This is a genomic window from Mycobacterium montefiorense (assembly GCF_003112775.1).
GTDB classification, from domain to species: Bacteria; Actinomycetota; Actinomycetes; order Mycobacteriales; family Mycobacteriaceae; genus Mycobacterium; species Mycobacterium montefiorense.
In genome coordinates, this window is sequence record NZ_BFCH01000018.1 from 725,479 (window position 1) to 739,678 (window position 14,200).

14 protein-coding genes and 1 pseudogene are annotated in these 14,200 nt (G+C 64.2%); 5 read left to right on the forward strand and 10 right to left on the reverse strand.

From position 1 onward, the window contains the following. The first annotated feature begins 149 nt into the window (after positions 1-149). The 3 genes from DB708_RS15830 (at position 150) to DB708_RS15840 (ending at position 2,902) form a co-directional block, all read left to right on the forward strand. Positions 150-1,553 (forward strand): WS/DGAT/MGAT family O-acyltransferase, encoded by a 1,404-nt coding sequence (locus tag DB708_RS15830; protein WP_108923300.1) that lies wholly within the window; start codon positions 150-152, stop codon positions 1,551-1,553. Between the two features lie 186 nt (positions 1,554-1,739). Beyond that, entirely contained in the window at positions 1,740-2,528 is a 789-nt protein-coding gene (locus DB708_RS15835) for a heavy metal-binding domain-containing protein (RefSeq protein WP_108923302.1), read from the forward strand. Further along, the gene (locus tag DB708_RS15840; protein ID WP_108923304.1) at positions 2,525-2,902 is read left to right on the forward strand and encodes a DUF5073 family protein; all 378 of its coding nucleotides are present in this window, start codon (positions 2,525-2,527) and stop codon (positions 2,900-2,902) included. The genes DB708_RS15835 and DB708_RS15840 overlap by 4 nt, the downstream gene beginning before the upstream one ends. Positions 2,903-2,928: 26 nt before the next feature. Here the strand turns inward: DB708_RS15840 and DB708_RS27300 are convergent, their stop codons facing one another. From DB708_RS27300 to DB708_RS15860, 4 genes and pseudogenes are all read right to left on the reverse strand, one after another. Further along, complete coding sequence (locus DB708_RS27300) at positions 2,929-3,402, reverse strand: nuclear transport factor 2 family protein (protein ID WP_165839830.1); 474 nt, start codon at positions 3,400-3,402, stop codon at positions 2,929-2,931. Between the two features lie 152 nt (positions 3,403-3,554). After that, positions 3,555-4,220: pseudogene (locus DB708_RS15850) on the reverse strand (cutinase family protein); the annotation flags it as partial. 85 nt (positions 4,221-4,305) lie between these two features. Next, a complete protein-coding gene (locus DB708_RS15855) occupies positions 4,306-4,725 on the reverse strand; it encodes a hypothetical protein (RefSeq protein WP_201263551.1) in 420 nt (139 codons plus the stop codon). A gap of 85 nt (positions 4,726-4,810) precedes the next feature. Beyond that, a complete protein-coding gene (locus DB708_RS15860; RefSeq protein WP_108923310.1) occupies positions 4,811-5,479 on the reverse strand; it encodes a TetR/AcrR family transcriptional regulator in 669 nt (222 codons plus the stop codon). Between the two features lie 179 nt (positions 5,480-5,658). On the opposite strand from DB708_RS15860, the gene DB708_RS15865 reads away from it, so the two are divergent. Then, entirely contained in the window at positions 5,659-7,425 is a 1,767-nt protein-coding gene (locus DB708_RS15865; protein WP_108924331.1) for an N-acyl-D-amino-acid deacylase family protein, read from the forward strand. On the opposite strand, the gene DB708_RS15870 is transcribed toward DB708_RS15865, so the two are convergent. Then, on the reverse strand, positions 7,422-9,095 hold the full coding sequence (locus tag DB708_RS15870; protein WP_108923313.1) for an acyl-CoA synthetase: 1,674 nt from the start codon (positions 9,093-9,095) through the stop codon (positions 7,422-7,424). The two genes, DB708_RS15865 and DB708_RS15870, sit on opposite strands and share 4 nt — an antisense overlap. A gap of 75 nt (positions 9,096-9,170) precedes the next feature. After that, entirely contained in the window at positions 9,171-9,770 is a 600-nt protein-coding gene (locus DB708_RS15875) for a TetR/AcrR family transcriptional regulator (RefSeq protein WP_108924332.1), read from the reverse strand. A 207-nt stretch (positions 9,771-9,977) separates the two neighbouring features. On the opposite strand from DB708_RS15875, the gene DB708_RS15880 reads away from it, so the two are divergent. Continuing rightward, the gene (locus DB708_RS15880) at positions 9,978-10,523 is read left to right on the forward strand and encodes a class I SAM-dependent methyltransferase (RefSeq protein ID WP_108923315.1); all 546 of its coding nucleotides are present in this window, start codon (positions 9,978-9,980) and stop codon (positions 10,521-10,523) included. An 11-nt stretch (positions 10,524-10,534) separates the two neighbouring features. On the opposite strand, the gene DB708_RS15885 is transcribed toward DB708_RS15880, so the two are convergent. From DB708_RS15885 to DB708_RS15900, 4 genes are all read right to left on the reverse strand, one after another. Continuing rightward, complete coding sequence (locus tag DB708_RS15885) at positions 10,535-11,914, reverse strand: DEAD/DEAH box helicase (RefSeq protein WP_108923316.1); 1,380 nt, start codon at positions 11,912-11,914, stop codon at positions 10,535-10,537. A gap of 322 nt (positions 11,915-12,236) precedes the next feature. Beyond that, on the reverse strand, positions 12,237-12,518 hold the full coding sequence (locus tag DB708_RS15890) for a nitrile hydratase subunit beta (protein ID WP_235616831.1): 282 nt from the start codon (positions 12,516-12,518) through the stop codon (positions 12,237-12,239). An 88-nt stretch (positions 12,519-12,606) separates the two neighbouring features. Continuing rightward, positions 12,607-13,311, reverse strand: a complete 705-nt coding sequence (gene scnC, locus DB708_RS15895; RefSeq protein ID WP_108923320.1) for a thiocyanate hydrolase subunit gamma — start codon at positions 13,309-13,311, stop codon at positions 12,607-12,609. Next, the gene (locus tag DB708_RS15900) at positions 13,308-14,168 is read right to left on the reverse strand and encodes an SH3-like domain-containing protein (RefSeq protein WP_108923322.1); all 861 of its coding nucleotides are present in this window, start codon (positions 14,166-14,168) and stop codon (positions 13,308-13,310) included. Before DB708_RS15900 ends, scnC begins: the two co-directional genes overlap by 4 nt. Between the last annotated feature and the right edge of the window lie 32 nt (positions 14,169-14,200).

Here is a 14,200-nt window from a genome sequence, read left to right on the forward strand (position 1 = left end):
AGAAACATCCAACGATCGTTCAATACCGCGGCGGTATGTCTTCAAAATTTAACCGAGTTCGCCTTCTCGGGGTGTAGCTGACCATTGGTCAGCTACCTAGACTCCTAGGCGCCGGGGGGTTTAGGAAGTCACTAGTCGAGCGGGCGGCTATGGAACGACTGAGCGGGCTTGATGCGTTTTTCCTCTACTTGGAGACGCCGACGCAACCGTTGAACGTGTGCTGCGTGTTGGAGCTGGACACGTCGACGATGCCGGAGGGCTACACATACGGGGGGTTTCGCGCGGCGTTGGCGCGCAGCGTCGCCGCGGTGCCGGAATTCCGGATGAAGCTCGCCGACAACCAGCTGAACCTGGATCACCCGGTGTGGGTGGACGACGAGAACTTCCAGCTGGAACGTCATCTGCAGCATGTCGGCGTGCCGGCGCCCGGGGGTCGTCGCGAGCTGGCCGAGATCTGTGGATACGTCGCGGGGCTGCCACTCGACCGTGATCGACCGCTGTGGGAGATGTGGGTGCTGCAGGGCGGCGCGGACAGTGACTCGATTGTCGTGATGCTCAAGATCCATCACGCGCTGGTCGATGGCGTTGCGGGCGCCAACCTGCTGGCCCATCTGTGCAGCATGCAGGCCGACGCGCCGGCCCCGCGAGCCGTCGAGGGTGCGGGCGGCGCTAACCCTTTGCAGATCGTGGTGAGCGGACTGCTCGGATTTGCCCGCCGTCCGTTGCGATTGGCGACTGTGGTGCCCACGACGGCGCTGACGCTGGTGCAGACGGTGCTGCGAGCACGCGAGGGCCGCACCATGGCAGCACCGTTTTCGGCGCCATCGTCGGTGTTGAACGGCTCCGTTACCCGGTATCGCAACATCGCCTATACCCAGCTGGATATGCGCGACATCAAGCGAGTCAAGGAACGCTTCGGGGTCACCATCAACGACGTGGTGGTGGCGCTGTGCGCCGGCGTATTGCGGCGATTTCTGCTCGAGCGCGGCGAGCTGCCCGAAAACCCGCTGGTGGCCACCGTGCCGGTGTCGGTGCTCGGTAAGTCCGATCGTCCTGGCCGCAACCAGACGACGTGGATGTTCTGCCGGGTGGAAAGCCAAATCCGCGACCCCGCCGAACGTATCCGCGCGATCGCCGCGGGAAATAGCGCCGCCAAAGAACACACCGCGGCCCTGGGCCCCACGCTGCTGCACGACTGGACGCAGTTCGGTGGGCCGACGACGTTCGGCGCGGCGATGCGACTGCTGCCACGCATTCCGATCAACCGCAGCGCCTACAACCTGATCCTGTCGAACGTCCCGGGGCCGCGGGATCAGTTGTATTTCCTGGGCTGCCGGGTCGACGCGATGTACCCGCTCGGGCCGATCATCGGCGACGCCGGACTCAACATCACCGTGATGTCGCTCAACGGCGAACTCGGGATCGGGTTGATCGCCTGTCCCGACCTGTTGCCTGACCTGTGGAGCGTGGCCGACGCGTTTCCCGATGCCCTCAAGGAGCTGCTGGAATGCAGCAACACTAAGCCGGAAGGCAGCTACCCGCCGGATGCGTGACGGGGCTCGCTGTGGTGAGGTCACGGTTTTCACTATGCACCCAGGGTGGTGACACGCTGAGCCCCGGCGTCCAGAGCACACAGTCACGTACCTGCCGCTAACTTCAGGCCGCTCCTTGCACGTTATGCATGTGTTCCCAGGCCCCGCGGCCTACGCTGGCTGCGAACCGCAGGAGGGTCTTTGACAATGCAACCGAACTCGCTCGATCCCGTCGCCAGCGAACGTCTCTCGCACGCCGGGAAGATATTCACGTCCGACCTTTCGATCAATGAATTCGCACTGCTGCACGGGGCCGGATTCGAGCCGATAGAGCTTGTGATGGGGGTGTCGGTCTATCACGTCGGCTACCAGTTCACCGGGATCCGGCAGCAATCGGAGCTGCCCGTACTGACCGACGCGACCTACCGGGCGCGCTGGAACGCGATGTCGCGGATGCAGGCCGAGGCCGACGCGCTCGGTGCCGACGGAGTGGTCGGCGTCCGACTCGATTGGCGCCATCAGGGCGAAGGCGAGCACCTCGAGTTCATCGCGGTTGGAACCGCCGTGCGCTACACCGAGAAGCCGGGAGCCTTTCGACGCCCGAACGGGCAGGCTTTCTCGAGTCACCTGACCGGCCAGGATTTGACCACGCTGCTGCGCTCCGGGTTCGCCCCGGTCGCCTTCGTGATGGGCAACTGCGTGTTTCACATTGCCGTGCAAGGCTTTCTGCGGACCCTCAGTCAGGTGGGCCGCAACGCCGAGATGCCGCAGTGGACGCAGGGCAGCTACCAATCCCGGGAACTCGCGATGTCCCGCATGCAGGCCGAGGCCGAGCGGGATGGCGCAAACGGCATCGTCGGCGTGCATTTCGCCATCTCGAACTATGCATGGGGACATCACACCGTCGAGTTCTACGTGGCCGGCACCGCCGTGCGCCGCGTCGGCGAACCGCAAACCATCACACCATCGTTCGTGCTTCCGATGAGTGATGGATGACCAGCTTCGACCATCAACGAGCCAGTCTCGCCATCGGTGCTGCCTTGGCCGGGCCCGGGGGGGTTGGGCAAGTCGTCAGAGTGTTCTGCGGGGTCCCGGGCGTCATCCTGACCCCGGCGCGCCGCGGCCTTTTCCGGTCTGCGCCCGAGCGGGTGCAGATCGGCGACTGGCGCTACGAGGTCACTGCCGATGGCCGCTTGAGCACCGGCCACGTGGTCAATGGCATCGTCCTGGCGGAGGAGGTGCTCCCCGCGGGCGCTGTCGGCGCGCATATCGTCCGCGCGCTCGCGCAAGTGGTGGGTAGCTACGGTCCCACGATCATTCCCAACATCGACGCGGCCGTCGAGGTGCTCGAGGCGGCACCCCGCTACTGAGCGAATCATTCAGCGGCCGAGCGTATTTACTTGGCCAGTTGTGCCTGGTCCATCGCCACGACCCAGCGGCTGAATCGCCACACCCCGTGCTGCTTGACCGCGGTGAATTCGTATCGACCGGTGAGGTCGGGGATGGGAGGACCACCTTCCTTGATCGCGAAGACCTGCACATAGCAGTGCCCAGTCGCGTTGGTGGGGCCCTGGCTGGAAAACCAAAACGAGTTCAACGCATGACGGCGCTGGTTGTTCTCGGCCTTGAATTTCGCCTTCCTGACCGCGAGCAGACTAATGACCGTATCGATGTCCTGCGATAGCTCGGTACCCTCGTGCAGCAGGCCGAGCTGCGGCGCCTCGGTGAACAGCGCACGAAACTCGTCCAGCCGGTTTTGGTCGTAGCTGTGAGCGTAGGCGCCCAACAGATTGATGATCGCCAATCGATCTGCGACATCGAAGTCCGCGGACCCGACGTCCTCATCTGGTGAAGGTTGCCGATCTGCCACTCGACCACTTACCCTGCCGGCCCCGGGGGTGGTCCCGGCTGGTGCGACGCGATCGGTGCGGGCGTCGGTGACGGCGAGGGTGAATGCACCGACGCCGGTGGATGAGTCGGTCCCGACGTCGGAGATGTGCCGCCCGGTGGAGTTGTCTCGGCGATGCGATTGGCGGTGAAATCCGCAGCCTGATCGATCATTCCGGCCTGCTGGTACTGCCGATGCGCGGAGAAATCTCCCGAACCCGCACAGATCGGGTCGTTGGGCGCGCACAGCTCGATCGTCTTGGCCGCGTACAGGGGACCGACCGTGACGGAGGGCTGATTGATCAGGTTCATGAACTGGGTCGACGGTTTCCCGAACAGTACGACCGCGGCGACGTGGTTAGCAACGTCGACGGGCATCGGCTGCAGGCCCTGCCCCAGACTCGTCCCGTCCGGCACCTGGTTGGCGGTGACGAAGCCCATCACGGCCGCTCCCTGAGAGTAACCGCCAAGCACCATCATCGATTTGGGGCAGCTCGTTGCCATCTGTTGAATGTGAGCACTCGCGTCGGTGATCCCGTCGACGGCTCTGGGAAAGTCCATACTCGCCGGATAGTTCACCGGATACACCCCGACAGACTTTGCGCCGACATGTGCACGCAGCGAGTCGACGAAACTCGCACCGACATCGCCCACTCCGGGCGCCTCGTCGGTCCCTCGAGCGAACACAACTTCGACGTCGGGGCACGGTTCGGCAGCGCCGGAGGGAGCGGGGACGATCAGCAGCGTCCAGGCGAACGTTGCAGCAGCACAGAATAAAACAGGGAGGGCGTACGCCTTCACGTGTTGAATTTTGTCACATTTTCACCACGCGCGCTTGCTAGATATATCCGCGTTGACCACTACGCGCTATTTCGTTGTGGATCAACTACTTTGGTGCGTCTGGTCCACCAACGTGTCGCCTGCGCAGAAACGCGCTGCCGGCACGTAGCACGCCGCGGAATGCGTAGGCGGCGGTCACAACGCACAACACGACCAGCAAGATGGCCATCGCCAACCAGTTGCCTCTGCTGTGGTCGACGTCCCACCAGACGATCGTGAACAGCACCGCGCACAGCAACACCACCACATCGCGCCAGTTCCCCTGGTACGACAGCGCGGCCCTGCGCCATGCGCGGCTCCGGTCTGCGGAATCGACCAGGTCGTCGACACGGGCATCAATCGAGCGCCGCAGCGCGTCGCGCCGTTCGGTAGCCTCCGGTGGGAGGCGATCCAGCAGGTCCATGTCCTGCTGGATCAATTTCCGATAGTCGGTGCCTCGGAATTGCACGGCCGCAATCGCGAGCATGGCGGCACCGAAAACGGGCGCGCTGTCCAGGGCGATCTGTGCCAGTCCGACCACGTCTGCTCCTCCTTGCGCCGATGGTCCGGGATCAGGACGCCGCCGATGGTCGCCGACGGACCTGTGGCTCGGAAACGCGCAGCGGGTCCATTGCCTGCGCGATTCGGGGGTAGGCAATCGCGGGTCCGATCCAACGGATCAGGTAGCGCCGAAGATCCGTGCCGCTACGCGGGGGCCGGCCGGGGTCTGCCAGGAACGAGTGCAGCAGCCGAAGGGTGAACTCGTTCAACTCGTCCAGGCCCGCATCGTCGAAACCATGTTGTTCCCAATCGATATCGAAGCGGTGCAGCATTGAGCGGCCGAAGGTTAGCGCGGTGTCCGACACGATGGAGATCGTTTGACCGCCGCGGTGGCGCCGATTGAGCACCAACTCGAGCTGATTGTCGGAGGCCAGCTGTTCGAATGCGAACGCGAAGCTTTCGGTCACCGCCAGGACGGGGTCGGTTATGCCTTTGAGATGGGCCGCTAGATGGTCGAGGAAGCCGTCGGCCGACCGCATTGCGCTGGCCACCAGCAAAGCCTGGGTTCCGGGGAAATATCGGTACACGGTCTGCCGGGTCACGCCCAGCGCGCGGGCGACGTCGGCGATTCGCATGGCCGATCCGCGCTCGTCGATGATTTTGTCCGCCGCATCCAGGATCCGCTCGATCGCCTCCTCGTCGGAGGCGGGCGTGTTCCCTGCCCAACCGTGGCTGCGCATGCTTAGTGGGTGGCAGACGTGTCGTCGGTCGTCATCACGGCTAGATCATATCGTCGCAGCTAGACGATCGTTGCTGATGTGCGCGGCTGACCTGGAATCAGCGCCCCGATGTCGGTTCGACTCACGACGAGACACTATCTGACGTGTGTATGATCACTGCAAATCAGGAGGCCCGGGATATGCAGTACGACACCGTGATCATGAACGGACGCTGGTTCGACGGGACGGGCGCGCCATCGGCTGTTCGCAACATCGGGGTGTGCGACGGCCGGGTCGCCACCATCACCGACGGGCCGCTGGATACGACGGGCGCCGATGTCATCGACGCGTCCGGGCACTGGGTGATTCCCGGGATAATCGACATCCACACCCATTACGACATCGAAACACTCTGTGAGCCAGCGCTTTCCGAATTACTGCGACACGGCGTCACGACCGTGATGCTGGGCTCCTGTTCGCTGTCCACGGTGTACCTGGAAAACGTCGACGCAGGCGACATCTTCGGGCGGGTCGAGGCGATTCCGCGGCGCTATGTGATCGAGCAACTCGACGAAGCCCGTTCCTGGAACAACCCGAAGGAATATGTGGCCGCCCTCGAGGAGCTGAACCTGGGTCCCAACATTGCGGCCTTCATCGGGCACTCCGATATGCGGGCCGCCACCATGGGACTGGACCGGGCGACCCGCAAGGACATTCGCCCGTCGCCGACGGAACTCGCGCGGATGGAGTCGATGCTGGAGGAGGCCCTGGACGAGGGTTTCGTCGGGATGTCTTCGCAGCAACTGCTGTTCGACAAACTTGACGGCGAGATCTGCCGGTCGCGCACTCTGCCGTCGACCTACGCCACGCCACGCGAACTGCGCCGCTTGAATGCGATCTTGCGGCGGCGCAAGAAGATTCTGCAGTCCGGCCCCGACATCAAGAATCCGCTCTCCATCGTTTCCCAGCTGGCGGCGTCACTCGGGGTAGGACGTCGTCGCCTCAAGACCAGCCTGCTGTCGGCCGCTGATGTCAAGTCCTTACCGCCGGTCATCTACTTGATGGACGCGCTGGCGCGGATTGTCAACGCCCTCGGTGGTGACTTCCGTTGGCAGCATCTGCCGGTGCCGTTCGAGGTCTACGCCGACGGGATTTCGCTGGTAATCTTCGAGGAGTTCGGTTCCGGCGCCGCGGCCCTGCATCTACAGGATGAGATGGCCCGCAACGAGCTGATGCGCGACGAGGGATATCGGCGGCAGTTCCGCAAGGACTACGACCAGAAATACGGGCCACGGGTGTGGCACCGTGACTTCTTCGACGCCGACATCGTGGCCTGCCCCGATGAATCGGTCGTCGGTAAGTCGTTCGGGCAAGTAGGAGTCGACCGCGGCGGCCTGCACCCGGTCGACGCTTTCCTCGATCTGGTGCTCGAGCATGGCGAGGCGCTGCGGTGGCGGACCACGATCTCCAACCACCGGCCCGAGTTGCTCAAGAAGCTGGCGCAGAGCCCGAATGTTCAGATGGGGTTCTCCGACGCGGGCGCGCACCTGCGCAACATGGCGTTCTACAACTCGGGGCTGCGACTGCTGCGGCATGTGCACGATGCCGAGAAGCGAGGCATGGCGTTCCTGTCCATCGAGCGTGCGGTGCACCGGCTCACCGGCGAGCTCGGTGCCTGGTACGGAATCGATGCGGGCACACTGCGCGAGGGCGACCGCGCCGACATCGTGGTGATCAACCCCGACAAGCTCGACGAATCCCTCGACGCCTATGCCGAGAATCCGGTCGAATCCTATGGCGGGCTCTCGCGGATGGTGAATCGCAACGACGACACCGTCAGCAACGTGCTGGTGTCCGGGCAACTGGTATTCAGTGCGGGCCACGCCTCGCCGGTGCTGGGCAAGCAGAGGTTCGGCCGATTCTTGCGTGCCGACCAGTCGTCCCGGTCGCTGACGCCCGCGGTCTAACCGGGTCCCGTTGTGGTGGATGGATTTTCGGCTGCGACCTGCTTGGCCCACCGATAGTCAGCCTTGCCGGCGGGCGAGCGCTGGACCGTGGACGTGCGGATGATGGCCTTGGGCAATTTGTATCGAGCGATGTGCTGTTGGCACGTATCGAGCAGCTCCTCGTCGGAGGGATCCCGGCCCTCGACGAGTTGAACGATCGCGACTACCTCCTGGCCCCAGCGCTGCGAAGGCCGTCCGGTGACGACGACGTCGTAGATGCCGGGATGCTCGGCCATCGCGGCCTCTACTTCCTCGGCGAAGATCTTCTCGCCGCCGGAGTTGATCGTGACGGCGTCACGCCCGAGCAGCTCGATGCGCCCGTCGGCAAGCAATCGGGCTCGGTCGCCGGGAATCGACCAGCGCACGCCGTCGACGACGGGGAAGGTGCGGGCCGTCTTCTCCGCATCGCCGAGATAGCCGAGCGGGATCATGTTGCGGCGGGCCAGCCATCCTTCGCCACCACCAGGACCCAGCTGTCGGCTGAAATCCGCCGCCACAACCCCGGTCTCGGAGCCTGGTGTGAACGTGGCCACGGCGGCCGGTGCCGCCTGGGCCGGCATAGCGCTCATTTGCAGTCCCGTTTCCGAGGCCCCGGCGGTATCGATGATCAACAGGTTCGGTAGCGCGGTGGTAAAGCGTTTGCGGACACTGGGCGTCAGTGCGGCGCCCCCATTGCTGATCGACACCAGCCCGGACAGGTCGTAGTCGCCGCGCTCGATCTCGTCGATGAGTGGGCGCGCGATCGCGTCACCGACGACCGGGATGCTCATCACCCGTTCACGATCGACCAGTCGCAGAATCTCGTCGGCGCGAATGCTGTGGACGTCGTCGGGAAACGTGACCCAGCCGCCCATCGTCATGATCTGGAATGCACCCCACTGCGCCGCCCCGTGCATCAACGGAGGAATCAGCAGCACGGACGCGAAGCCGGGCGCCCCAGACGCGCGCGCCGCGACTTCATCGTAGGATGCCATCGCCTCGTCGGAGCCGAAAGGGCGTCCGCCCATTGAGGATACGAACACGTCGTTCTGCCGCCACAACACACCCTTGGGCATTCCGGTGGTGCCACCGGTGTAAAGCATGTACAGGTCGTCCCCGCTGGGGGTGGGCATGCCGGCGGGCGGGGCCGGCGTCTCGATAACTGATTCGTAGTCGACCGCGCCGGGTAGCAGCGGCCGGCCGGAATCGTCTGCCACCTGGATCAGAAATTCCAGCTGGGGGAGTTGATCGCGAATCGAAGAGACGCGGGGCGCGAATTCGGCGTTGTACACCAGGGCTCGGGCTTGCGCGTTGGCGAGCAGATAGACGAGCTCGGCATCCACATAGCGGTAGTTGACGTTAAAGGGTGCGACTCGCGCGCGGTAGGCGCCGATCATCGACTCCAGATACTGGTTACCGTTGCGCAGATACAGCCCGATGTGATCCTGACCAGACTCGTGGCCCTGCAGTCGATCCCGTTCCGTGTGACATCCCAGTCCCAGCGATGTCAAGTAGTGTGCGATGCCATCCACTCGTGCGTCCGTCTCCGCGTACGTCCACTGCCGGCCGCGCCAGAACAGCACACGGTGCTCGGGAAGCGCTTGCGCCAGAGTCGAAAACACCGTCGACAGGTTGAATCCGCTATCTCCCATGAATCTCCTCGAGGTTTGCCGTTGTCCGCCGGCGGGGTTGAATGAATGGTCCAATTCACTTGTGCGGTTGGACTATCAGGCAACCGAGGCCCCCAATATAAGGTTGACCGCCTCGTCGAGTTGCCCGGCGATCTCCTCGTAGCTGACGAACCGCGCCGTCATCAGCGCACCGGCGAACGTCATTTGCAGGGTGGACTTGACGGCACGCGGCCATCCCGGACCTAGCGCCGCCGCTATCCGCTTCGACACTTCTTCGCCGATCTGTTCGCGCAGCGGCTGGACGGCCGGATCGTCGGCCATCAACGCTGCTCCGCAGGCAGCGGTGAGCTCGGGCTCTTCGGCCACGGCCACCGCCATGTCCCGCAGCGTCGCGCTCACCCGGGTCTTGGTGGTGTCGTTGACATCGGTGTGCAGCGGCAATGCGCGCAGAAATCGCAGATACACCGCGGCCACCAGGGCACTTTTCGACGGAAAGTACGTGTAGGCGCTCGCGGGCGACACTGCAGCCCGGGCCGCAACCGCACGCATCGTCAGGTTCGCGAACGACGATTCGCGCAGTTCCTCCAGCCCGGCGTCGAGAACCTTGCGGATCGTTTGTCCCGGCCGGCGATCCGATCGGCGGGAACCTCCGGTGCCGGTCACCGCTTCGGCAGCACGAGCCACATCTCTAGACACCCGTCCAGTGTAGGAAACGAAACGCGCGCAGCCAACGACACCACCCGGTCCCCGCCAAACGGCCCGGTGCTGCAGCGACAGCATCCATAGTCAGGTCATCGGCAATGGCGGCGGAACCCGGACGCCAAACCTCTGGCGTCAAATACAGACAGATGTCCAGAAAATCCGGTTGATTATTCGCGTCCCGCGAGTCGTAGAGTGACGGCTGTGACCCGGGAGGACCAGCGCCGTTGGGACGAGCGGTACACAAGCAAGGCACCGGCATCCAGCGGTGCGGTTGGCGCACCCGGCGTCTTTGCCGACTATGCGGATGCCTTCCCGACCGCCGGGCGGGCTCTCGACGTCGCGTGCGGCCGCGGCTTCGCCGCGGTCTGGTTGGCCCAGCGCGGGCTGGACGTCATCGGATTGGACGTCTCCGCGGTGGCCGTCGGTCAAGCACGGGAACTGGCGCGGCACAGCGGCATCGAGCACCGATGCCGGTTTGACGTCGTGGATCTCGACGACGGACTGCCGGACGGGCCCCTCGTTGACGTGATCGTCTGCCACCGGTTCCGCGACCCGCGCCTGGACCACGCCTTCATCGAGCGCTTGGCACCGGGCGGGCTGCTGGCAGCTTCGGCACTCAGCGAAGTCGGCGCCGAACCCGGTCCGTTTCGCGCCGCCCCCGGCGAGCTCGCCGCGGCATTCGCCGGATTAACCGTGATAGCCGCCGGCGAAGGCCGGGGGCAGGCGTGGCTGCTGGCGCGAGCTTGACGCCCGCGAAGTTATCCGCCGCTTCCCTGCGCGCGGCTGGAGCGACGACGATCCAGCCGCCGGGTCGGCGTAGCGGAGCGGTGCGATATCACCGATTCGGTGGGGGCAGCCGAGGCCTTTCTCGGTGACCGATTGTTGTTCCGGCGGCGACGTTGCCCGCCCGCATTCGGTCGGTGCTGCGCGGGCGTGCGCGATGCGCCATTGGCGGGCGCCGGCGCCTGGTAGGGGGCGATCTCACCGACGAGCGCATGCACTGCCTCGGATGCGGCGGTCACCTGCTGAGGAGCGACCTTGATGCCAGCCTTGCGCATCAACGCCTGGGTGTCTTGACGCTGTTCGGGTAGCACGACGGTGACAACGTCACCGGCGCTGCCGGCCCGCGCCGTGCGCCCGGAGCGGTGCAGATAGGACTTGTGCTCGGCGGGCGGGTCGATGTGCACGACAAGTTCGACCTCGTCGACGTGCACGCCCCGCGCGGCGATATCGGTTGCCACCAGTACGCGAGCGCCGCCCGAGGCGAACATCGCCAGGTTGCGTTCGCGGGCGGGCTGAGACAGATTGCCGTGCAAGTCGACCGACGGAACTCCCGATTCGGTGAGCTGTTTAGCGAGTTTGCGCGCTTGATGCTTGGTGCGCATGAACAGAATTCGGCGGCCGGTGCCGGAAGCGAGTCGGTGCACAAGTTCCTTCTTGGCCTCCGCATTGGCGACGTGAAACACATGATGGGTCATCTCGGATACCGGTGAGTCCGCCCCGTCGACCGAGTGCAGCACCTCGTCGCGGAGGAACCGCGTGACGAGCTTGTCGACACCGTTGTCCAGCGTTGCCGAAAACAGTAGTCGCTGGCCACCATTCGGGGTAGCAGCCAGGATTCGGGTGACGCCGGGCAGAAAGCCGAGATCGGCCATGTGATCGGCTTCGTCGATGACAGTGATCTCCACTGCCTCGAGGCTGATCAGCCGTTGCTTCATCAGATCCTCGAGCCGGCCCGGACAAGCGACCACGATGTCGACGCCGGACTTGAGGGCAGCTACCTGCCGGGTTTGCGAAACGCCACCGAAGATCGTGGTAACGCGCAAACCGCAGGCCGCTGCTAACGGTTCGAGCGTCGCGGTGATCTGAGTCGCCAGCTCACGAGTCGGGGCGAGCACCAAACCCGATGGCCGCGAGGGGCGCCGGTTGCCTTCGGCGAGGCGGCTGACCAGTGGAATGGAAAAGGCAAGGGTCTTTCCGCTGCCTGTTTTCCCGCGGCCCAGCACGTCTCGGCCCGCGAGCGTATCCGGAAGCGTCTCGACCTGAATGGGAAACGGATGTGCGATCCCGCGCTCGGCGAGCGCGCTGACAATTGTTCTGCGCACGCCGAGGTCGGCAAAGGATTTGTCGGTAGTCACTTTTCGGTGCCTTTCAGGCATCGTTAGTGCCGGGGCCCAGACGAGACGTCGCGCAGGCATCGGCACAAGGTGGCGAGATTGCCGGTCGGCAATATCGATCGCCGCGAGACAAGCTAGTGCGGGTGCACGGATCATCTGGATTCGGTGTCAAGCGCTGGCTCTGGGCTGGCACCGGGGGATGAGGAAGCGTTCCACGACGTTGTTGGCATTCATGGTGAAGCGGCCAACGTTGGTGCAAGTCTAGCGTACCCAGAACCGAACGGCTAAACAGGCCGGGAAAACCCCTTCCAGCAGGGGAATCGGCGGTGGCCAAGCATCTCGGTCAGGATTGGAGCCTGGCCCTCACCACGGCCAGCCGTTCGGTTAATTCGGCCTCGTCGATGACGCCGCGCGCCACCAGCGAGTGCGCCAATGCCACCAGCCGGTTTTCTGGGTAAGGCAGGTCCGCATAGACCGTGGCGGACAGTTTGTCCTCGTCGTTTCGCCGGTCGACAAAGCCGAGTGCCTCTGGGCCGCAACTGCTTTGATCGAGCGCATCGCACATGCCGTCGAGGCTGGTCTGCCATGGCGGCACCGGATTGGCAACCCCGTACATCTGGGCCATCCGGCTCCAGACCTGATTGCGTTCAACGATTTTCGCCAGCGGCGCGATCGGGGACCATTCGGAGGTGCTCACCAGCCTGCCCCGACGATCAGTCGCCGACCGGATGATTGGCGGGCCGGGTCTCGGTGACAGCGTTCGTCGTCACCCCGACCTTGGGCAGCGCGACGCCGATCAAGCAATCGCGCGTGATGATTTCGACCAGCTGATCCTCGGTCCAGCCGTCAGTTCCTGCGGGACGCACGGGCATCACCATGAAGCGGTGTTTCTGGTTGGAGTCCTCCACCCGGATCTCGACGTCCTCGGGTAGGTAGAGCCCGAACTCGGCGAGCACCTGCCGCGGCCAGCGCACGATGCGTCGGCGGAAATTGGGTGTGCGGTACCACTCGGGCGAATTGCCCAGTATCGGACGCGGATAGCATGAGCAGAGCGTGCACACGATGACGTGATGCAACGTGGGTGTGTCCTCGAGAACGTGAAACGCGGTGAAATCGCTCGGCGTTCCGAACCCTGTCGGCTGCAGCCAATCCACGCCGACTTCCTTGCTGGCCGCGAGCGGATCGGACAGGGCCAATTTCTTGAATTGTGGATCGAGCCAGGCCCGTGCCACCAGCCGCGCAGCCGGTGTCGGGCCGATATGCTCGGCGAATTCGGTGAAATGCCGGTGATCCTCAGCGGTGAAAATTCCTTTCTCTATGCATAATTCGCGAAGTGCGATCTCGAGGACTTCGAAGTCGGTGATCTCATCCACCATTGGTGCGGCGGTGCGATCGTGATCGTGGTCGTGAGCGCTCATGCTGATTTCCCCTCGGAGTAGGCGGCCGCGTCAAGCCAACGCTCGGGGATCTCGGTCTGCAGCGTGTCATTGGCGGGACCGGTGTAGCCATGCCACAGCTGCGCGAGGTTGAAGCGAACGATGTAGAACCATTCGGCTTTTTGGTTAGGGCCGGCCCATGTCTCGTCTTCGGCTGCGGGACTTTCGTACGACACCTTCGCGACTTCGCCTGTCGCGCCGCGTACGTATTCCTGGGTGCGCGTGTAAAGCAGGACGGGAAGTTCGCGCACCACCACCTTGTCGCCTACCTTGAATTTCGGATCTCCGGCCTGCCCGGCGAACATCTGCGGGTCGCCCTTTCCAACCGCATGCAGGTGATGTTCATTGCGCTCGACCCCGGACGGATCGCCTTCGAACTTGGGCTTGGCCTCCAACGGCTTTCCCTGCAGTCCGCCCGCATACCGTGACTTCACCTCGGCCATGCGTTCGGCTAATTCGCTCACGCCGATGTGATGTTTCTCGACCAGCACGCGCACCACCGCCAGCAGCCAGCGCGCGTAATAGGGGAGTCCGAGATAGATCGTGCGGCCGAGATCGACATTGCCCATCCGGCGTCGTTCCTCCGACAACCAGATTCCGCGCATGCCAAGCACCTCGCACATCACGTAGGTGTTCTCTTCCCAGATTTCGTACTGCTTGTTCTCGAATTCAATCGGTGCATCCGGCTCGCCACCGACATCGTGCGGGGTTTTGACGTAGGCGGCAAAGCGCTCGTGATCGATCAGATCGGGGGTGGGCGCGTCTGGGAGTTCGGGGTAGGAGGACTTGAGCCTGGCCACCAGGTCGAGCTGGGTCGCCCGGTCCAGAGGAGTTGCCATATCAGCTCCAGTCGTCGTCGGAATCTAAGCGG